The sequence below is a fragment of the Amycolatopsis rifamycinica genome, from assembly GCF_000695625.1.
In the GTDB taxonomy this organism is placed as follows: Bacteria; Actinomycetota; Actinomycetes; order Mycobacteriales; family Pseudonocardiaceae; genus Amycolatopsis; species Amycolatopsis rifamycinica.
In genome coordinates this window covers 33750-52568 of the sequence record NZ_JMQI01000017.1, presented here as the reverse complement: position 1 = coordinate 52568, position 18819 = coordinate 33750, and the positions used below count along the sequence as shown (strand labels likewise).

Sequence of the window (18819 nt, the reverse complement as noted above, 5' to 3'; positions counted from 1 at the left end):
GAGCCGATGACCCCGGCGGTCACCGGCTTCCGCGAGCACGTCCTCGCGAGCCGTCAGGCCAGCGAAGCCGCCAGCTCCACCAGCGTCCGGGCCGCGAAGCCGGTCGCCCCCGGCACCACTTCCCCGTAGTTCTTCTCCGACCGGGCCGGCCCGGCGATGTCCAGGTGCGCCCACGGCAGGCCCGAGGTGAACTCCCGCAGGAACAACGCCGCCGTGATGCCGCCCGGGCCACCGGGCGTCTGCCGGACGTCGCCGAACTCGCCGCGGACGTTCTCCGCGTAGTCCTCCACCAGCGGCATCCGCCACCACGCCTCGCCGACGCGCGCACCCGCTTCCGACACCAGCGCCGCCAGCGTGTCGTCCGAGGCGAACAGCCCGCCCGTGCGCAGGCCGAGCGAGACCTTCATCGCACCCGTCAGGGTGGCCGCGTCGACCACGTAGTCCGGCGAGAACCGGCGGATCCCGTAGACCAGCGCGTCGGCGAGGACCATGCGGCCCTCCGCGTCCGTGTTGCTCACCTCGGTCGTCTTGCCGCCGTAGTGCCGGACGATGTCGCCCGGGCGGTACGACGAGCCCGAGACGTGGTTCTCCGCGCACGGCACCAGCGCCGTCACGCGGACGCCGAGCCCGAGGGCCGCGACGCCGCGGATCGCCGCGATCACCGCCGCGCCGCCCGCCATGTCCGTGCGCATCAGGTGCATGCCGTCGGCCGGCTTGATCGACAAGCCGCCCGTGTCGAACGTGATGCCCTTGCCCACCAGCAGCAGGTGCCGGGCGGCCCCCGGCGGCTGGTAGGTCATCTCGATCAGCCGCGGCGGTCGCGCGGACCCGCCGCCGACCGCCAGGACGCCGCCGAAGCCCTCCGCCGCGAGCCACTTCTCGTCCCGGACCGTCACCTCGACGCGCGGGCCGGCCACGCGCGCGGCCGTGTCCGCGAGCCAGGCCGGGGTCTTCACGTTGGACGGCGTGTTCGCGAGGTCGCGCGTCAGCGCCGTCGCCGCGGCCAGCGCCGAAGCCCGGTCGACCAGCGCCGGCAGCGCGGGGTCGGCCGCCACCAGGCGCACCGTCCGCACGGACGGCGCGGGGTCCTCGCCGGTCACCCGGTACCGGTAGCCGCCCAGCAGCAGGCCCAGCGCGAGCTCGGTGACGTGCTCGCCGGCGGCCTCCTCGGGCAGCTCCAGCTGCACCGCGCGGAAGGCCTTGCCGCCGTGCTCGACGTCGTCGGCCAACGCCGCGTTCACCGCGCGGACCAGCGCCGCGCCGGTCTTGCGGTAGTCCTTCGGCTCGCCGCCGCCGATGCCCGCGATCCACCGGGGGCCGGTGCCGGGCACCGTCTGGACGTCGCCCGCCTTGCCGGTGATCCGGACGCCCTCGATCTCCAAGGGCTCGACGTCATCGTTGTCGGGCGCGGCCACCAGCCGGGCCGCCGGGACGCCGCGGCGGAGCTCGCCCGCGACCTCGATGTCGAGCAGGGTAGCCGGAACGGGCGGTAGCGGATTACGCACAGTGAGCAACCTTCGGGCGCAGAGGAACCGCGACCCCGGCCTCCGAAGGGAGACCGGGGTGCGACGGAAGGACGGATCGGGGGAGCCGGGTCAGCCGGTGACCTCCGCCAGTGCGGCGCCGAGGTCCTTCGCCTCTTCCGCGGAGAGTTCGACGACGAGTCGCCCACCGCCCTCGAGCGGTACGCGCATCACGAGGCCCCGCCCCTCCTTAGTCACTTCGAGGGGACCATCTCCGGTCCGGGGCTTCATGGCCGCCATAGCGTGCTCCCTCCGTCTCAACCGGCGCGCCCGGGTCGCGCTCGCGTGAAAGCCAGCCGGGTCTGGTGTCCATTGTCCCTCATCAGCGGCCGGGCGCATCAGCGGACCGATCTTTTGCCGCCGTATCGGTGCTGGTATGCGGCCCGCGCGAGGTGAAAGACTCTCGGCCGACCGAAGTTTTCCGCGCAAGGAGAAGACGTGACCACATCCGACGTCCTGTTGACCGCCGACGCCGACGGGGTGCGCACCCTCACCCTGAACCGGCCGCAGGCGTACAACTCGCTGACCGTCGAGCTGAAGGAAGCACTGCTCGCGGCGCTGCGCGAGGCGTCCGGCGACGAGGGAGTCCGCGCGGTGGTGCTGACCGGTTCGGGCAAGGCGTTCTGCGCCGGGCAGGACCTGAAGGAGCACGTGGGGCTGCTGCAAGCGGGTGACCCCGCCCCGCTACAGACGGTGAAGGAGCACTACAACCCGATCGTCAAGACGATCGTGGCCATGCCGAAGCCGGTCATCGCGGCCGTCAACGGCACCGCCGCCGGTGCCGGGGCCGCCTTCGCCTACGCCAGCGACCTGCGGATCGCCGCCGAGTCGTCGTCGTTCCTGATGGCCTTCGCCAACGTCGGGCTGGGCCCGGACTCGGGCGCGTCCTGGACGCTGCAGCGGCTGGTCGGCCACGGCCGCGCCGCCGAGCTCATGCTGCTGGCCCGGACCGTCGACGCCGCCGAGGCGCTGCGGCTCGGCCTGGTCGGCGAGGTCGTGCCGGACGCCGAGCTCGCCGCCCGCGCCCAGCAGGTGGCCGCGAAGCTCGCGGCCGGCCCGACCGTCGCCTACGCGAAGATCAAGAGCGTGCTCAACCTGGCCGCGCAGTCGACGTTCGACGAGGCGCTCGAAGCCGAGGACGCCGCCCAGACCGCCCTCGGCGGGACCGCCGACCACGCCGAAGCCGTCGAGGCCTTCGTCGGCAAGCGCAAGCCGGCCTTCCAGGGCAAGTGACGCGGGGCTGCTTCCGGGCTCAGACCGCCCGGAAGCAGCCTTCGACGTGGTCGTCGACCATGCCGGTGGCCTGCATCAGCGCGTAGCAGGTGGTCGGGCCGAGGAAAGCGAAGCCGCGCTTCTTCAGCTCCTTGGCCATCGCCTTGGACTCCTCGGTGATCGCCGGGACGTCGGCCATCGTCGCCGGACGCTTGTGCGACGAAGGCGCGAACGACCACAGCAGGTCGTCCAGGGGAACCTCAAGCGAAGCGATGGCCTGCGCGTTCTTGATCGCGGCCAGGATCTTCGCCCGGTTCCGCACGATCGACGCGTCCTGCATCAGCCGTTCGACGTCGGCGTCGCCGAACTTCGCCACCTTCGCCGGTTTGAACTGCTTGAACGCCTTCCGGAAGGCTTCACGCTTGCGCAGGATCGTGATCCACGACAGCCCCGACTGGAACGACTCGAGGCACAGCCGCTCGTACAGCTCGTCCTGCCCGTGGAGCGGCACGCCCCACTCCTCGTCGTGGTACGCCACGTAGTCCGGGGTCGAATTGCCCCAGCTGCACCGCGCGACGCCGTCGGCGCCGACCAGCTCACTCATGCCCACCCACCGAATAGCTCTCCGCGAACCGCGCGAACCGCCGCAAGGACTGGCGCACCCCCAGCGCGAACGCCGGTCGCACGACCGGCCAGCCGAGCCGGCCCAGCGGCCCGAACGGCAGCCGCAGGTGCTCGGCCCAGACGAACGTCGAGCGCGTCGCGCCCTTGGGGACGACCTGGAACACCCCGGTGCCCTGCACGAAACTGCCCAGGTGCCGGACACCGCACCGCACCGGCGGCTCCCAGCTGGTGATCTCCATGGTGTCGGTGAAGCCGACACGGGCCACGCCGGTGAACGCCGACAGCCGCGACCCGACGCTGCGGCCGTTGCCCTCGACGACTTCGACCTCGGTGCCGAGCATCCACTCGCCCTGGCGCGCCCAGTCCGTCAGCGCGAGCCAGGTGGTCCCCGCCGGGGCGCCGACGTCGACCGAGAGGATCAGGTCCGTCACGGGGACGCCTCGGGCGAGCTCTCCCGCTCGCGCTCGCGCTGCTCCAGCTCGGCGACCCGGGCGCGCAGCTCGTCGAGCTCGACGCCGAGCCGCCGCATCACCCAGTCCACCTCGGACATCTTGTAGCCGCGCAGCACCAGCTGGAAGCGGACCTCGGCCAGGTCCGCGCCGGTGATGTCCTCGGCGGGCAGCCGCGTGGGCGAGCTGCCCGGGGGCAGCGGGGCGAGCTCCTCACCCCGGCCGAACACCACCGCGGCGAGCAGGAACACCACGGCCGCCACCAGCAGCATGACTACGAGGTAGATCAGCGCGGTCGTCACGCGACGATCGTGGCATACCCACCCCAGGAACGTCTCGCGAGCACGACGAGCCGGACCGAAAGCGCCACCCAGGCGACCATCAGCAGCGCGCACGGGACGCTGAGGAACAGCCTCGAGACGTCGACGACACCGGTCGCCGCGACGAGCAGGCCGACGGAGGCGAGGTTGACGCCGACCGCGAGCGCGATGAGGATCCCGCAGAACCGGGCGAGCCCCGTGCCGTCCATGCGGCGGCTCAGCCAGCGGATACCGAGCAGGGCGACCACGCCGATCACCGGCACGACGAACACGGCGCCGTGGGAAGCGTGCGCGACGACCTTGTACCACTCCGGCGTCGGCGTCGGCAGCTTCGTCCATTCGCCGAAGGTGAGGATCCGCGCGTAGTCCCACGCGGTCTGCATCGCCGGGACGCCCAGCACCAGCTTCCACAGCGTCCGGACCCCGCTGAGCATGCCCAGCTCGGCCTGGTAGCCGCGGGCGACGACCGCCGCCGGGCCGAAGTCGGCGACGGCGCGGCGCTCGGCCTCTTCGTCGTCCCACCCGCCGGCGCGGTAGGCGTCGGCGGCGTCGTGGAGGCCGTCGCGGGCCTCTTCGAGGAGGTCGGCCTTGAAGCGGCCGCAGCCGTGCAGCCTGCGGTCCAGCTCCCCCAGGTACGCGTCGATCATGCGTCCAGCACTCCCCCGATGACCGCGGTGAACTCCCGCCACTCGGTGCGCTCGGCCGCCAGCGCCTGCTCGCCGGAGCGGGTCAGCCGGTACGTCCGGCGCTTGCGACCGGACACGACGTCCCATTCGCTGGCCAGCCAGCCGGCCCGCTCGAGCCGGCGCAGCGCCGGGTACACGGTGCCGGTCGGCAGGTCGAGCGCGCCGTCGCTGCGCAGCTGGAGCGCCTCGATGATCGCGTAGCCGTGGAGCTTCCGGCCGTCGAGCACGGCCAGCAGCAGCGCGTCGAGGTGGCCGCGCAGGGTGTCCGCCTTCATGAGTACCCAGTCTACACATCGGCTCGCTACATGTAGGCAGGCTATGTGTAGCCTGTCTACATGAACGCACTCCCGGTCGCGAGACTCCAGTTCGCGACGACGACCTCGTTCCACTTCCTGTTCGTGCTGCTCACGCTGGGGCTGGTCACCTTGGTGGCCGTGATGCAGACGCGCTGGACGCTCGGCGGCAAGCCGGAGCTCCTGCGGATGACCCGCTTCTGGGGACGCCTGTACGTGATCAACTACGCGCTCGGGATCGTCACCGGCATCGTGATGGAGTTCCAGTTCGGGCTGACCTGGACCGGCCTCTCCGCCTTCGCCGGCGACGTCTTCGGCGCGCCGCTGGCCATCGAGACGCTGGTCGCGTTCTTCCTCGAGTCGACCTTCCTCGGCCTGTGGATCTTCGGCTTCGGCCGGCTGCCGAAGGGGCTGCACCTGGCGCTGATCTGGCTGGTCACGCTGACCGCGTACGCGTCGGCGCTGTTCATCATGCTGGCCAACTCGTTCCTGCAGAACCCGGTCGGCAGCCACCTCGAAGGCGGCACGCTGCGCCTCGACGACTTCGGCGCGCTGTTCGCCAACCCGGCGCTGACCGCGTCGCTGCCGCACGTCGTGGGCGCGGCGATCGTCACCGGCGGCTTCTTCGTCGTCGGTGTCAGCGCCTGGCACTTCCTCAAGCGCACCACCGAGGTCGAGTTCTTCCGCCGCTCGATGCGCCTCGGCGTGGTGGCGGCGCTGCTCGGCTCGGTGCTCGTGGTGAACCAGGGGTTCGCGCAGTTCGCCGAGCTCGCGAAGTACCAGCCGGACAAGCTGGAAGACGCCGGCGTCGGCCTGCCGCTCGGCGTGATGATCATGCTCGGGTTCGCGATGCTGCTGTGTGCGCTGCTGGGCGCGGTGCTGCTGGTCCGCAACTGGCTCACCCGGGCGCGGTTCCTGCACTACCTGATGGTCGCGGCCATCCCGCTGCCGTTCGCCGCGGCGATCATGGGCTGGCTGGTGCGCGAGCTCGGCCGCCAGCCGTGGCTGGTCTGGGGGAAGCTGCGCACCGCCGACGCGGTCGCGGACGTCCCGGCCGGCCAGATCCTCTTCTCCTTCATCGCTTTCACACTGCTGTTCGCCGCGCTCGCGGTGGCCGACTGGGTGCTCATGGCGCGCGTCGCCAAGCGCGGCCCGGATCCGGTCGGCGAGCCCGCCGAACGGCCCGTCCTGAGCGGAGTCTGACCGATGGCGACCTTCTGGTGGTGCGTGCTGGGCCTGCTGACCTGCGGGTACTTCGCGCTGGCGGGCTACGACTACGGCGTGGGCATGCTCCTGCCCGGCTTCGAAGCCGGCGAGCGACGGCGGCGGCAGACCCTCGGCGCCCTCGGGCCGTTCTTCCTGGCCAACGAGGTCTGGCTGGTGGCCGCCGTCGGCCTGCTGTTCGGCGCGTTCCCGCACCTGGAGGGCAAGGTGTTCGCCGGGGCGTACGTCCTGGTGGTGACGCTGTTGCTCGGCCTGGTGACGTTCACGGCGTCGATGCAGCTGCGCAGCCGCCGCCCGGACGCCCGCCGCGGTGCCTGGACAGCGGGCATCGTCGGCGGCGCGCTGGTGACGGCGCTGTCGTGGGGCCTGTTCCTCGGCAACCTGGTGCTCGGGCTGCCCCTGACCCCCGCCGGCTCACCGTCCGGGGACGTCCTCGCGTTGTTCTCGCCGTACGCGGTGCTGTGGGGGCTCGGGTTCGTCGCGCTGTTCTGCCTGCAGGGAGCGGCGTTCCTGGCCGTGCGGGCGCCGGCCGAGCTGACCGGCCGCGCGGTGCGGCTGGCCCGCGCGTTCTCGGCGCCGGTGTTCGCTTTCCTGGTGATCGCGTCGGGGTGGGGGTTCTTCGCGCTCGACGGCGTCTCCGCGCTCGGCCTCGGCGCGGTCGTCCTGGCGTTCCTGGCGTTCGCCGTCACCCGGCTCGGATTCTTCGCGAAGCGGTACCGGGTCGCGCTCGTCGGGTCGATGGTGCTCGCGGCCTGCCCGGCGCTGCTCGCCGGGACCCTGCGGTTCCCGACGGTGCTGGCTTCTCCGGGGTACGCGTTGACGCTCGACCAGGCGGCGACGGCCCCGGAGACGTTCGCGGTGCTGGCCTGGTTCACGCCGCCCGCGGTGCTGGTGCTGCTGGTGGTGCAGTGGCTGACCTGGCGCGCGCACCGCCGTCCCGTCGACCAGCGCTCGCTGCTGCACTTCTAGGAGGACGTCGTGCCTGCTCTGCCCGGACTCCGGCGGTACCTGGTCGTTCTGGGGCTGCTCGGGGTGCTCACGGCGTTCTCCGTGCTGCTCCAAGCCGAAGGGCTCGCCACCCTGCTCACCGGCGGCGGGATCTCACTGTCCCTGGTCGTGGCGATCGCGGCGCGGGTGGCGCTCACCTGGGGCCACGGTGTCCTCAGTGGACGATTCGCGGCGTCGGTCCGGGAAGGGCTGCGCCGGCGGCTGCTCGGGTCCGCTTCGGACCGGGCGGGGGTCGTCGCCACGCAGATCACCCGCGGCGTCGACGCCACGGACAGCTACCTGACCGGGTACCTGCCGTCGCTGGTCGTGTCGGTCGTCGTCCCGGTCGCGGTGGTCGTGCGGTTGGGCACGACCGACCTGGCCTCGGCGCTCGTCGTGGTCGTCACCCTGCCGCTGATCCCGGTGTTCGCGATCCTGATCGGCAAGCACGCGAAGGCGTCCGCCCAGTGGGAGCTGCTGACGAAACTGGGCGGCCACTTCCTGGACGTGGTCCGCGGGCTCGGGACGCTGAAGGTGTTCGGCCGGGCGTCGGCCCAGGCGGCGACGGTCCGGTCGATGGCGTCCGCCCACGCCGACGCGACCATGAAGACGCTGCGGGTCGCGTTCCTGTCGGCGCTGGTGCTGGAACTGGTGGCGACGCTGTCCGTCGCGCTGGTGGCGGTGCCGATCGGGTTCCGGCTGCTCGCGGGTGGGCTGGACGCGCGGACGGCGCTGCTGGTCCTGGTGCTGACCCCGGAGGCGTACCTGCCGCTGCGGGCGGCGGGCGCGAAGTTCCACGCGGCGGCGGAGGGGTTGACGGCGTTGCGGGAGGCCCTTGCGGTGCCGGTGCGTTCTTCCCGCCCGGGTGTCTTCACCCGGCGCCGGGGCGCGCCTTCTCTCGAACTGGACCGGGTTTGCGTCTCCTACGACGGAGTACCGGCTCTGTCCGATGTGGACTTGACCGTGCCGTCCGGTGCGCGGATCGCCCTGGCCGGGCCGAGCGGGTCGGGAAAGAGCACGCTCCTGGCGGTGCTGCTGGGGTTCGTGCCGCCGTCCTCGGGACGGGTGCTGGTGGACGGGGTGGACCTGCGTTCGCTGTCGTCGCCGGAGTGGCTGGCCGAGGTGGCGTGGGTCCCCCAGCGGCCGACGCTGTTCCGGGGGTCGCTGGCCGCGAACATCGCACTGGGGTCACCGGCCGACGTCCCGGCGGCGGGCCGGGCGGCGGCGCTGGACTCCGTGGCGGCCGGGCTGCCGTCGGGGTACGAGACGCCGGTGGGCGAACTGGGCGAGGTGTTGTCGGCCGGGCAGCGGCAGCGGGTGGGCCTGGCGCGCGCGCTGGCCCGGACGTCGGCGGGGCTGGTCCTGCTGGACGAACCCACGGCCCGCCTGGACTCCCGCACGGAAGCCGCGGTGCTGTCGGCGACCCGGCGGTTGCTGCCGGGCCGGACGGCGGTGCTGGTCGCCCACCGCCCGGCGCTGGTCTCGCTGGCGGACCGGGTGGTCGAGCTGCGTGGCGGCCGGGTCCGCGCGGAGGTGGCGGCGTGAACCTCTGGGCCCTGTCCGCCAAGGACCTCCTCCGGCTCTTCCGCGCCGCCCTCCTCGGTGCCGCCGCCGAGATCGCCGCCCTCGCGCTCATGGCCACGGCCGCCTGGCTGCTGCTGCGCGCCGCCGAACGACCTCCGCTCGCCTCGCTCACCGTCGCCATCGTCACCGTCCGGACCCTCGCCCTGCTCCGGGGCGGCCTGCGGTACGCCGAACGGCTCGCCGGGCACGACGTCGTCCTCCGGTGGCTCGGCTCGCTGCGGACCCGCGTCTACCAGGCCCTCATCCCCGGGAACCGGTACTCGGGCGGCGACCTCGTCACCCGGCTGGTGTCCGATGTGGACGCTCTGCAGGACGCGGTACTGCGGTGGCTCCTGCCCGCCGGGGTCGCGACGATCGTGGGCACCACCGCGGTCGTCGTCACCGCCCTCGCTTCGGCGCAGGCCGCCGTCGCGCTCGGGGCCGGGCTGCTCGTGGCCGGGGTGCTCCTGCCGTGGCTGGTCGTGCGCGTCACCGGTGCGGCCGCCCGGGACAGTGCCCCGAACCGGGCCGAACTCGCCGAGCGGGCCGTCGAACTCGTCACCGGGCACCGGGAGCTCGTGGCCGCCGGGGCGCTGGACGAGCACCGGGCCGAGGCGACCCGGGTCGCCGGCGACCTGGCCACCGGCGAGCGCGCGACCTCGGCGAAAACCGCGCCGGCCGCCGCCGGCGGAGTGCTCGTCCAGCTCGGCGCGACCGTCGCGGTCGCTCTGCTCGCCGAAGCCTCCGTGCCCTGGACCGCGGCCCTGACCCTGGCCGCACTGGCCGCCTTCGAAGTCGTTCTCCCGCTGATCGGCGCCGCTCGGCGCGTGCCCGAAATCCGCGCGTCCGCCGCCCGGGTGCGGGCCGTGCTCACCGAGCCGGCCCCGCCGGAAGGCACCCGTGTCGCGGCAACCGGCCATTTCCGGCTCGACGGGGCCGGCGTCCGCCACCCCGGCCGGGGCCCGGCGCTGCGGGGCGTCGACCTGGACCTGCCGCCCGGCAAGCGCGTCGGGATCCTCGGCCCCAGCGGCGCCGGGAAGACGACCCTGCTCCGGCTCCTGCTCGGCAGCCAGTCCCCGACGGAAGGCCGGGTCGTCCTCGACGGCCACCCGCTCGGCGAGTACGCCGACCTGTCGCAGGTCATCTCGGGCGCCGAAGCCGACGCGCACGTCTTCCACACGACCGTGCGCGAGAACCTCCTGCTCGCCAAGCCGGACGCGACCGACGAAGAACTGGAAGCCGCCTGCGAAACCGCCGGGTTCGACCTGGACCTCGATCGCGGAACCGGCCCGGACGGCGAGGCCCTTTCCGGCGGTCAGCGTCAGCGGCTGGTCCTCGCCAGGGCCGTCCTGGCCGCCCCCAAGGTCCTCGTCCTCGACGAGCCCGTCGAAGGCCTCGACCCGGCGCACGGCGACGCCGTCCTGACGAGGGTCCTCGCGCAGGCGAACGGCAGCGTGGTCCTCGTCACCCACCGTCCCGAGCACCTCGAGGGCTTCGACGAGGTCCTCACCCTCGAGGACGGGCGAGCACTTCCCGCATCGGCGGCCGATCGGCGACGCGGACGTTCGTGACGTCCGGCAGCCACTCCTCGTCCACCTGCACGAACTGCGTGAACGGCGCGTCGGCGGCCGGGACGCCGCAGCGGCCCAGCGCCGTGCCGAGGATCTGCCGGGACATCACGCCCAGCTGGCCCAGCGACCGGTTCCGGTGCTTGCGGACCCCCAGGTTGACCTGCGCGAGCCCGTCCAGGCCGTACCGCGCCTCGGCGTCGAGCAGCAGCCCGATCTCGACGCCGTAGCCGGCCGCGAACGGCACCGACTCGAGGAACTCGCGCGTGCCCGCGTACTCGCCGCCGAGGGGCTGGACCAGCCCGCCCAGCGCGGGACGCAGCGCCGAGAGCACCGGCCGCGCCAGCAGCTCGGTGACGCGACCGCCGCCGGCGCTCTCCAGCCGCAGCGGACGGCGGTAGAAGCCCTTGACCAGGTGGACGCCGCTTTCCGAGAGCAGCGGCCCGAGCAGCGACGGCACGAACGCCGGGTCCGGGTCGACCAGGTCGGAGTCGAGGAAGACGACGAAGTCGCCGCTGGTCGCGGCCAGCGACCGCCACAGCACCTCGCCCTTGCCGGGGACGGGCGGCAGGTCGGGCAGGACGTCCTCGCGGCGGACCACCCGCGCCCCCGCGGCCTCGGCGGTTTCGGCGGTCGCGTCCGTGGAACCCGAGTCCATGACGACGAGCTCGTCGACGACCGAGCCGACCAGCGGGCGGACCGACGCGACGACGTCACCCACGGTCCGCTCTTCGTCGAGGGCCGGTAGCACCACCGAAACCGTCCGGTCACCCTTCGCGGCCACGATGTCCGCGGGCGTCCAACCGGGCTCCTGCCACGTACGCCGCTCGAACCAACTCACGGGTAACGATCGTGCCATGCTGATGGCACCGCCACCGAGGAGGAGGACCACTTGATCGCGCTGCTTGTCCGGTTCGTGCTGGGACCGCTGGTCAGGGCGGTGTACCGGCCCGAGGTGCACGGCGTGGAGAACGTGCCGCTCACCGGCCCGGTGCTCCTGGCGGCCAACCACCGCGCCGCCCTCGACACCGGCGTGATCACCTTCGCGACCCCGCGGCAGGTCAAGTTCCTCGGCAAGGCCGAGTACTTCGCCGGCAAGGGCCTCAAGGGCCGGGCACTGGCCGCCTTCCTCGGCGGCCTGGGCTACGTCCCGGTCGAGCGCGGCAACGCCCAGGCCGGTCTCGCCGCCCTGGAGGCGGCCCGCAAGGTCCTCGACGCGGGCGGCGTCTTCGCGATCTACCCGGAGGGCACCCGCTCCCTGGACGGCAGGCTGCACCGCGGCCACACGGGCGTCGGCGCACTGGCCCTGGCGACCGGCGCGAAGGTGGTCCCGGTCGCCCTGACCGGCACCGAGAAGCTGCAGCCGGGCGGCGCTCGCATCCCCCGCCTGGCGAAGATCGGCATCACGTTCGGCAAGCCGCTGGACTTTTCGCGCTACGAGGGCCAGGACTACGCCCCGGCGATCCGGCGGTCGGTCACCGACGAGGTGATGTACGCGATCCTGGAGATCTCGGGGCAGGAGTACGTGGACACCTACCACAAGCGGCCCAGCGAGGGTGTGGCCTAACCCGCGAGAGCCGCTCCGTGGCACGATCGCCGCCGCGGACGGAAAGCGCACGCCGAGGAACGCGCCGGTCGCCGTCAGCAGACCTACGGCAAGCGACGCTCCGGCCTGGACCCACGGGTTCACCGGCTCAGATCCCCGGCGGTTCCTTCGCCCACTTCGGCGGGGCCGGTGGCTCGTACGTCTCGAACCGGTCCAGCAGTACGGCCGGGTCCGGGTCGGTCAGCAGGAGCTCCCGGTAGCCGTCCTTGAGGAAGCCTTCCGTGACCATGTGGTCGGCGAACGTCATCAGCGGCGCGTAGTACCCGTCGACGTCGACCAGGCCGATCGGCTTGCCGTGCAGGCCGAGCTGGGCCCACGTCCAGACCTCGAACAGCTCCTCCAGGGTGCCCGCGCCGCCCGGCAGGGCCAGGAACCCGTCGGACAGGGCCGCCATCTTCGCCTTGCGCTCGTGCATGTCCGCGACGACGTGCAGCTCGGTCAGGCCGGCGTGCGCGATCTCGACCGACGACAGCGCCTCCGGGATCACGCCGATCACCTCACCGCCCGCGGCCAGGGCGGCGTCGGCGACGACGCCCATCGTGCCGACGCTCGCGCCGCCGTAGACCAGGCCGATGCCCCGCTGGGCCAGCAGCTTGCCGAGCGCGGCCGCCTGCTCGGCGTAGCGCGGTGAGAAGCCCATCGCCGAGCCGCAGAAAACACAGATCCGCCGCATCAGTGGGTGTCCTCCCACGCCTGGTAGGACTCCTGCACCACGCGGACCGCGTCGTCGATGTCGTCGGTGACGTGCAGCAGGTCCAGGTCCTGCGGGCTGATCTTGCCCTCGGCCATCACCGAGTTCTTGATCCAGTCGTAGAGCCCGCCCCAGTAGTCGCTGCCGAAGAGCACCACCGGGAACTTCGTGACCTTCTTGGTCTGCACCAGGGTCAGCGCCTCGAACAGCTCGTCGAGCGTGCCGAAGCCGCCGGGCAGGCAGATGAAGGCCTGCGAATACTTGATGAACATCGTCTTGCGGGCGAAGAAGTAGCGGAAGTTGACGCCGAGGTCGACCCACGGGTTCAGGCCCTGCTCGAACGGCAGCTCGATGCCGAGCCCGACGGAGAAGCCGCCGGCCTCGGCCGCGCCGCGGTTGACCGCCTCCATCGCGCCCGGTCCGCCGCCCGTCATCACGGCGAAGCCGGCGTTGGCGAGTGCCCCGCCGATCTTGCGGCCGAGCTCGTACTCCGGGTTGTCGCGCTTGGTGCGGGCCGAGCCGAACACCGTGACCGCGCGCGGGACCTCGGCGAGCGCGCCGAAACCCTCGACGAACTCGGCCTGGATCCGCAGCACGCGCCACGGGTCGGTGTGCACCCAGTCGGTCGGCCCCCGCGAGTCGAGCAGCCGCTGGTCGGTCGTGCTGCCCTGGTCACGGCGGTCGCCGCGCAGCACGACCGGGCCCTTCTGGCGCTCGACCGGACGTTCGGGGTACTGGCCGTCGGGAAATTCAGACTGTTCGCTCACTACGCCATGCTACGGCCTGCCCGCCGGCGAGAATGCGAACAACGCCGTGGCGGTGAAGTCGATGGCGGGCTCGTTACCGGGCCATGAACTCAGGTCGTCGGCGCAACGGCTTCCCCGGCCGTCGAAGGATTCATCCGGACGGGTTCCTTCCTGCGCGCCCGCCGCCTTGCCCCGGCAGGTGCCTGGACTATCCACACTGGACAGACTGAGGCCGGACGCCGCCGCCTGTTCGGCGGGAGAACGCTGTCCCGGGGCGCCGCGGCCGGCAAGATGGCCGTCTCCGCTCCGGCGTGCCCGATGACCTACCGTGGGGAGATGACCGAACCGCTCGGCGCGCGGATCCGGCGGTTGCGCACCGGCCGCGGCTGGACCCAGCGCGAGCTGGCCGAGCCGGGTTACGACCGGGGCTTCCTGGCGAAGGTCGAGACCGGTAGCCGTCCGCCGTCGGAGGAAATGCTGGCCTACCTGGCGCAGCGGCTCGGGCTGACCGTCGACGAGCTGAGGTTCGGGCGCCCGCCCGGCATCGCCGAGGAGCTGCGCGCGGCGCTGGACGAGGGCTACCGCGATCTGGAGCAGGGCCGGATCGCCGCCGCCGAGGAGCGGTTCGCCTCCGTGGGCAAGCAGGCGGCGGGCTACCACCTCGACGACATCGAGTGCTACGCGCGGTTCTGCCAGGCCGAAGTGAAGTGGCAGCTGTTCGACGTCTCGGGCGCGCAGGAGGCGCTGGAGCACGCGGAGGAGCTGGCCGGCGCGGCGCCGCCGTGGCTGCGCGCGATGATCGTGCACCGGTGGTCGGGCTGCCGGTTCCAGCGCGGCGACGCGGGGACGGCGATCGCGCGGCTCGAGGCCGAGCTGGCGGCGGGGCCGGCCGACCCGGACGCCGAGCTGTGCCTGCTCACCGCGTTGATCCACCCGCTGGTGGAGATGGGCGGCCTGCACCGGGCCCGCCGCGCGGCCGAAGCCGGGCGGCGGCTGGCGCGGGCGGCGACGCGGCCGGACTTCGTCGCGCGGTTCCACCGGCAGGCGTCGCAGGTGTGGCAGGCGACGGGGCACGCGGACCGGGCGGACGAGGACCTGACCGAGGCGTGCCGGCTGTTCGCGTCGGCGGGCTTCGACCGTGACGCGGCCCGCTGCCGCTGGGCCCGCGGCTACCTGCTGCGTCACCTGGGCCGCCTGGACGAGGCCCGCGCGGAGCTGACGGCGGCCCGCGACCAGCTGGCGGCGATCGGCGCGGACGAAGGCTTCGCCGGGGCGACCCTCGAGCTGGCCGAGGTCCGGCTCCGCCAAGGGGCGGCCGCGGAGGCGGCTTCGCTGGTTTCCGCGGTCCGGGACCTGTTGTCCCGTGACGTCGAGTCGCTGGGCGAGGCGACGAGCCTGCTGGGCCAGGTCGCCCAGGCCCAAGGCGACCCGGAGACGGCGACCCGGCTCCTGCGCGAGGCCTTCGAGATCCAGACGACGGCGTCCCTGCACGGGGCCGCGGTCTCGACGGCCCTCCGGCTCGGCGACGCGCTCCGCCACCGTGGTCACCTCGACGAAGCCATCGAGGCCTACCGCCGCGGCCTGGAGTCGGCGGCCGGCGCCGAATAGCGGACCAGCGGGGGCACCGGTCCGCACCGGGACGACTTTCCTACGAAAGTCGGTGAATTGGTTCAGACCAGTACGGTATCTCGCCGCCACCAGGGGATTCATGCGGACGCGGATGATCGCGACGTCGTCGCGCTGCTCCGTTCGGCCCATTGACCCACCCACGAGCGGAACCCTTTACTCGGACGCGTCCGGGGCAATAACAGCAGTTATTCCCCTGGACACACTCCTCCCCGGTCCCCGGAAAGGTTCCCCATGAGATCCCCACGCGGGCTGGCGGCGATCGCCGGCCTGACCCTCGCCCTCGCGGTGCCGGCGATCCCGGCCGCCGCCGCTCCCGCACCTCCCGCCGCCACCCCGCCCGAGGCGCTCGCCGCCCGCGCCGCCGATCAGGCCGCCCTCAGCGGCGCCGACCGGCTCGCGAAGGGCACCGGGGAGGCCTTCGTCCGCACCGGGGTCACCCCGGGTGGCGGCGGGCTCTACTACGCCTCCTACCAGCGCACTTACCACGGCTTGCCGGTCGTCGGCGGGGACGCGGTGGTCGTCGCCGACGGCGCCGGGCGCGTCCGCGGCACCGAAGCCGCCCACACCGCGCCGATCACGGTCGGCACACAGGCCGCTCTCAAGGCCGGTCAGGCCGCGCAGATCGCGAAAAGCGCAGTCTCCACAGTGGACACGGCCGAGGCACCTAAGCTGGTCGTGCTGGCCGGCGACGCCCCGAAGCTCGCCTACGAAGTCGTCGTCGGCGGCCGCGACCACGGCAGACCCACCCGCCTGCACGTCTTCGTCGACAGCACGACGGGCGAGATCCTCGAGACCCGTGACGACGTCCGCGAAGCCGGGACCGGCAATGCGTACTACGCCGGCACCGTCCCGATCGACACCTCCGGCTCCGGCGGTTCCTACTCGATGACCGACCCCGGGCGCCGCGGCGTCGCCTGCGGCCGCGAAGGCGGCTCGATCTTCACCAAGAGCACCAACACGTGGGGCAACGGCTCCGGCACCGACCTCGAAACCGCCTGCGTCGACACGCTCTACAGCGTCCAGACCGAGTGGAAGATGCTCGCCGACTGGCTCGGCCGCAACGGCATCGACGGCGCCGGCGGCGGGTTCCGGGCGAGCGTCGGCCTCAACGACGTCAACGCCTACTGGGACGGCTCGTCGACGCACTTCGGGCACTCGCAGGACAACCGCCGCCAGGCGACGCCGATGGACGTCGTGGGCCACGAGTTCGGCCACGCGATCTTCCAGACCACGCCGGGTGGCGCGGGCTCGGGCAACGAGAACGGCGGCCTGAACGAGTCCACCGGCGACATCTTCGGCGCGCTGACCGAGTACTACGCCGACAACCCGAAGGACACGCCGGACTTCAGCGTCGGCGAGGGCGTCAACCTCGTCGGCCAGGGCCCGATCCGCTACATGGACAACCCGTCCAAGGTCGGCGACCCGAACTGCTACTCGTCGTCGATCCCGAACACCGAGGTGCACGCGGCGGCCGGACCGCAGAACCACTGGTTCTACCTCCTCTCCCAGGGCAGCAGCGCGAGCCCGACGTGCAACAACTCGGCCGTCACCGGCATCGGCATCCAGAAGGCGGGCAAGATCTTCTACAACGGCCTGCTGAAGAAGACCTCGTCGTGGAACCACCGCGCGGCCCGCAAGGCCACCCTGGAAGCCGCGATCGCCCTGTTCCCCGGCAGCTGCGCCGAGTTCGCCGCCACCAAGGCCGCGTGGGACGCGGTGAGCGTCGCCGCGGTGAGCGGTGAACCGGCCTGCAGCGGCCAGCCGCCCGCCGGCAACGACTACTCGCTGACGCTCTCCCCGGCATCGGCGTCCGTCCAGCCCGGACAGACGGCGACCACCACGGTGACCACCCGGATCACCTCCGGCAACGCCCAGACCGTGCAGCTGCTGGCCACCGGCCTGCCCGAAGGCGCGAAGGCGACCTTCAGCCCGGCCACCGTCTCCTCCGGCGGCACGGCCACGCTGACCATCACCACCTCGGCGACCACGCGGGAGGGCACCAGCCAGGTGACGGTGACCGGCGACGGCACCGACGCCGACCACACCGCCCAGTTCTCGCTGACCGTCGGCACCGGCACGCCGCCGTCCGGCTGCGACGGCCTCGCCGAGTGGGACGTCGCCAAGGCGTACGCGCCCGACGACGTCGTGAGCCACCACGGTCACCGGTGGACATCACTGTGGTACTCGACCGGCGCCGAGCCCGGCGCGCCCACCTCGTGGGCCGTCTGGAGCGACGGCGGCGCGTGCTGAGGCCTACCCTGAACGTCCACGGCGGAAAGGCACCCGGGTGAGCGAGAGCGTCGGCGAACGCCTGCGTGAGCTGCGCACCGAACGCGGGCTCACGCAGCGCGAACTCGCCGGGCCGCAGTACTCCGCGGCGTACGTGTCGTCGGTCGAGACCGGCGTGCGGACGCCGTCGGGGGACGCGCTGCGGTTCTTCGCCCAGCAGCTCGGCGTCGATCCGGACGAGCTGCTGGGCGGGCGGTCCCCGCGGGAGCTGATCGAGCTGGACCTCGAGCTGATCGAGACGGCGGAACGGTTCCTGGCCGGCGACGCCCGCCGCGCCACCCCGCGGATGCAGCGGATCCGGCGTCGCGCCGAGCGCCTGGACCGGCCGCGGCAGGCGGGGATCGCGCTGCTGTGGCTGGCCGGGTACTCGACCGGCGACATCCGCACGAAGTACGTCGCGGACGCCGAAACGGCACTGGCGGGTGAGCCGCCGCCGGTGCGGGCGATGGTCGTGCCGCTGCGCGCGGCCGTGCTGACCGGCTGGGGTGAGGTGCAGTATTCGGTGCACCTGCTGGAAACCTGCCACGCCGAACTGCTGCGCGACGGCTACCCGCAGCCGTCGATGCTGCTGACCCTGCGGGCGTGCCTGGCCGAGCGGCACCTGCGTCAGGGCGACCTGGAGCGGGCGGCGGAGTACGCCGGCTCGGCGTTGCGGCTCACCCGGGGCGGCCCGGCGGTGCTCGCCGAGCTGACCCGCAGCCACGTCGAGGTCTGCCGCAGCCACCTGGCGGCGGACCGGTTCGCCGACGCCGCCGCGTCGGTCGCCGCGGCCTACGACCTGATGCAGGAACGGGCGCTGCACCCCGCGATGGCGTACTGCCTGCTGGCCAGGGCCCGGGTCCGCGGCCGGTCGGGTGACGTCGAGGGCGCGCTGGCCGACCTCGGCGCGGCGCGGGAGACGGCGTGGCCGGACGACGTCCCGGCGATCACCGTCGAGCTCGCCGGGGAGCACCTCGCCGCCGGCCGGCTGGAGACGGCGGCCGCGTTGCTCGACCAGATCCGCCCGGCCGTCGCGGCGGGCACGCCGCTGGCCGCCGAGCTGCGGCTGCAGCTGGGCTCGCTGGCCAAGGCCCGCGGCGACGCCCGCCGCGCGGTCGAGGACCTGCGGGCCGCCGTCGAGCTGGCCACCGGCCTGGACGCCCGCGGGGTGCTCGTCCGCGCGCTGCGGCCGCTGAGCGAACTGCTCGGGGAGACCGGGAAACCGGCGGAGGCGGCGGACGTGCTGCGGAACGGGCTCATCGCGCTGGGCGCCGAAGCGGACTGAAGCGATTCCGAGCGGTACCAACGAATCCCGGTGATCGAGATCGTCCGGCGTTCGGATGGTGTCGCCGACAATCCCTACGAAAGTCGTTCCGGAGCGGAACGCGGCGAGAATCCCCTGCTGCAGCGGGCTTTGTACGAATTGATTC

At 73.0% G+C, this 18819-nt stretch carries 19 protein-coding genes; 9 read left to right on the top strand and 10 right to left on the bottom strand.

Features of this window, described 5'->3' with window-relative positions; translation table 11 throughout:
* Positions 1-53: 53 nt before the first annotated feature.
* Positions 54-1505, bottom strand: coding sequence for a leucyl aminopeptidase family protein (locus DV20_RS09005; protein WP_043778314.1), 1452 nt, complete (start codon positions 1503-1505; stop codon positions 54-56).
* A gap of 90 nt (positions 1506-1595) precedes the next feature.
* Positions 1596-1763: a DUF3117 domain-containing protein gene (locus tag DV20_RS09000; RefSeq protein ID WP_013222969.1), complete on the bottom strand. Its 168-nt coding sequence runs from the start codon at positions 1761-1763 to the stop codon at positions 1596-1598.
* Positions 1764-1961: 198 nt separating this feature from the next.
* Between DV20_RS09000 and DV20_RS08995 the strand changes: the two genes are divergently transcribed.
* Entirely contained in the window at positions 1962-2756 is a 795-nt protein-coding gene (locus DV20_RS08995) for an enoyl-CoA hydratase-related protein (RefSeq protein WP_043778309.1), read from the top strand.
* 19 nt (positions 2757-2775) lie between these two features.
* Here DV20_RS08995 and DV20_RS08990 read toward each other — a convergent pair whose 3' ends face one another.
* Genes DV20_RS08990 through DV20_RS08970 form a run of 5 tightly spaced genes read right to left on the bottom strand, consistent with a single transcriptional unit; the run spans position 2776 to position 5089 of the window.
* Positions 2776-3339, bottom strand: a complete 564-nt coding sequence (locus tag DV20_RS08990) for a DNA-3-methyladenine glycosylase I (protein WP_043778307.1) — start codon at positions 3337-3339, stop codon at positions 2776-2778.
* Positions 3332-3790: an SRPBCC family protein gene (locus tag DV20_RS08985; RefSeq protein ID WP_043778306.1), complete on the bottom strand. Its 459-nt coding sequence runs from the start codon at positions 3788-3790 to the stop codon at positions 3332-3334. The genes DV20_RS08990 and DV20_RS08985 overlap by 8 nt, the downstream gene beginning before the upstream one ends.
* The gene (locus DV20_RS08980; RefSeq protein ID WP_043778304.1) at positions 3787-4110 is read right to left on the bottom strand and encodes a DivIVA domain-containing protein; all 324 of its coding nucleotides are present in this window, start codon (positions 4108-4110) and stop codon (positions 3787-3789) included. The genes DV20_RS08985 and DV20_RS08980 overlap by 4 nt, the downstream gene beginning before the upstream one ends.
* Positions 4107-4775: a permease prefix domain 1-containing protein gene (locus DV20_RS08975; RefSeq protein ID WP_043778303.1), complete on the bottom strand. Its 669-nt coding sequence runs from the start codon at positions 4773-4775 to the stop codon at positions 4107-4109. Before DV20_RS08975 ends, DV20_RS08980 begins: the two co-directional genes overlap by 4 nt.
* On the bottom strand, positions 4772-5089 hold the full coding sequence (locus tag DV20_RS08970) for a helix-turn-helix transcriptional regulator (protein ID WP_043778301.1): 318 nt from the start codon (positions 5087-5089) through the stop codon (positions 4772-4774). The genes DV20_RS08975 and DV20_RS08970 overlap by 4 nt, the downstream gene beginning before the upstream one ends.
* 60 nt (positions 5090-5149) lie before the next feature.
* On the opposite strand from DV20_RS08970, the gene DV20_RS08965 reads away from it, so the two are divergent.
* Genes DV20_RS08965 through cydC form a run of 4 tightly spaced genes read left to right on the top strand, consistent with a single transcriptional unit; the run spans position 5150 to position 10452 of the window.
* Entirely contained in the window at positions 5150-6310 is a 1161-nt protein-coding gene (locus DV20_RS08965; protein WP_043778299.1) for a cytochrome ubiquinol oxidase subunit I, read from the top strand.
* 3 nt (positions 6311-6313) lie between these two features.
* The gene (locus DV20_RS08960; protein WP_043778297.1) at positions 6314-7300 is read left to right on the top strand and encodes a cytochrome d ubiquinol oxidase subunit II; all 987 of its coding nucleotides are present in this window, start codon (positions 6314-6316) and stop codon (positions 7298-7300) included.
* A 9-nt stretch (positions 7301-7309) separates the two neighbouring features.
* Positions 7310-8863: a thiol reductant ABC exporter subunit CydD gene (cydD, locus tag DV20_RS08955; protein WP_051735860.1), complete on the top strand. Its 1554-nt coding sequence runs from the start codon at positions 7310-7312 to the stop codon at positions 8861-8863.
* Complete coding sequence (cydC, locus tag DV20_RS08950; protein ID WP_043778296.1) at positions 8860-10452, top strand: thiol reductant ABC exporter subunit CydC; 1593 nt, start codon at positions 8860-8862, stop codon at positions 10450-10452. Before cydD ends, cydC begins: the two co-directional genes overlap by 4 nt.
* On the opposite strand, the gene DV20_RS08945 is transcribed toward cydC, so the two are convergent.
* The gene (locus DV20_RS08945) at positions 10388-11290 is read right to left on the bottom strand and encodes a glucosyl-3-phosphoglycerate synthase (RefSeq protein WP_084093387.1); all 903 of its coding nucleotides are present in this window, start codon (positions 11288-11290) and stop codon (positions 10388-10390) included. The genes cydC and DV20_RS08945 overlap by 65 nt on opposite strands.
* A gap of 51 nt (positions 11291-11341) precedes the next feature.
* On the opposite strand from DV20_RS08945, the gene DV20_RS08940 reads away from it, so the two are divergent.
* The gene (locus DV20_RS08940) at positions 11342-12016 is read left to right on the top strand and encodes a lysophospholipid acyltransferase family protein (protein WP_043778293.1); all 675 of its coding nucleotides are present in this window, start codon (positions 11342-11344) and stop codon (positions 12014-12016) included.
* A gap of 127 nt (positions 12017-12143) precedes the next feature.
* On the opposite strand, the gene DV20_RS08935 is transcribed toward DV20_RS08940, so the two are convergent.
* Both DV20_RS08935 and DV20_RS08930 read right to left on the bottom strand, forming a co-directional pair.
* Positions 12144-12728, bottom strand: coding sequence for an LOG family protein (locus tag DV20_RS08935; protein ID WP_043778292.1), 585 nt, complete (start codon positions 12726-12728; stop codon positions 12144-12146).
* Positions 12728-13513 (bottom strand): LOG family protein, encoded by a 786-nt coding sequence (locus tag DV20_RS08930; protein ID WP_043778290.1) that lies wholly within the window; start codon positions 13511-13513, stop codon positions 12728-12730. Before DV20_RS08930 ends, DV20_RS08935 begins: the two co-directional genes overlap by 1 nt.
* A 297-nt stretch (positions 13514-13810) precedes the next feature.
* Here DV20_RS08930 and DV20_RS08925 point away from each other — a divergent pair, with 297 nt between their 5' ends.
* The 3 genes from DV20_RS08925 to DV20_RS08915 all read left to right on the top strand — a co-directional run bounded on the left by DV20_RS08925 (position 13811) and on the right by DV20_RS08915 (position 18674).
* Entirely contained in the window at positions 13811-15100 is a 1290-nt protein-coding gene (locus DV20_RS08925; RefSeq protein ID WP_043778319.1) for a helix-turn-helix domain-containing protein, read from the top strand.
* A 252-nt stretch (positions 15101-15352) separates the two neighbouring features.
* On the top strand, positions 15353-17371 hold the full coding sequence (locus tag DV20_RS08920) for a M4 family metallopeptidase (RefSeq protein WP_043778288.1): 2019 nt from the start codon (positions 15353-15355) through the stop codon (positions 17369-17371).
* A 37-nt stretch (positions 17372-17408) separates the two neighbouring features.
* Entirely contained in the window at positions 17409-18674 is a 1266-nt protein-coding gene (locus tag DV20_RS08915) for a helix-turn-helix domain-containing protein (protein ID WP_043778285.1), read from the top strand.
* Positions 18675-18819: the final 145 nt, after the last annotated feature.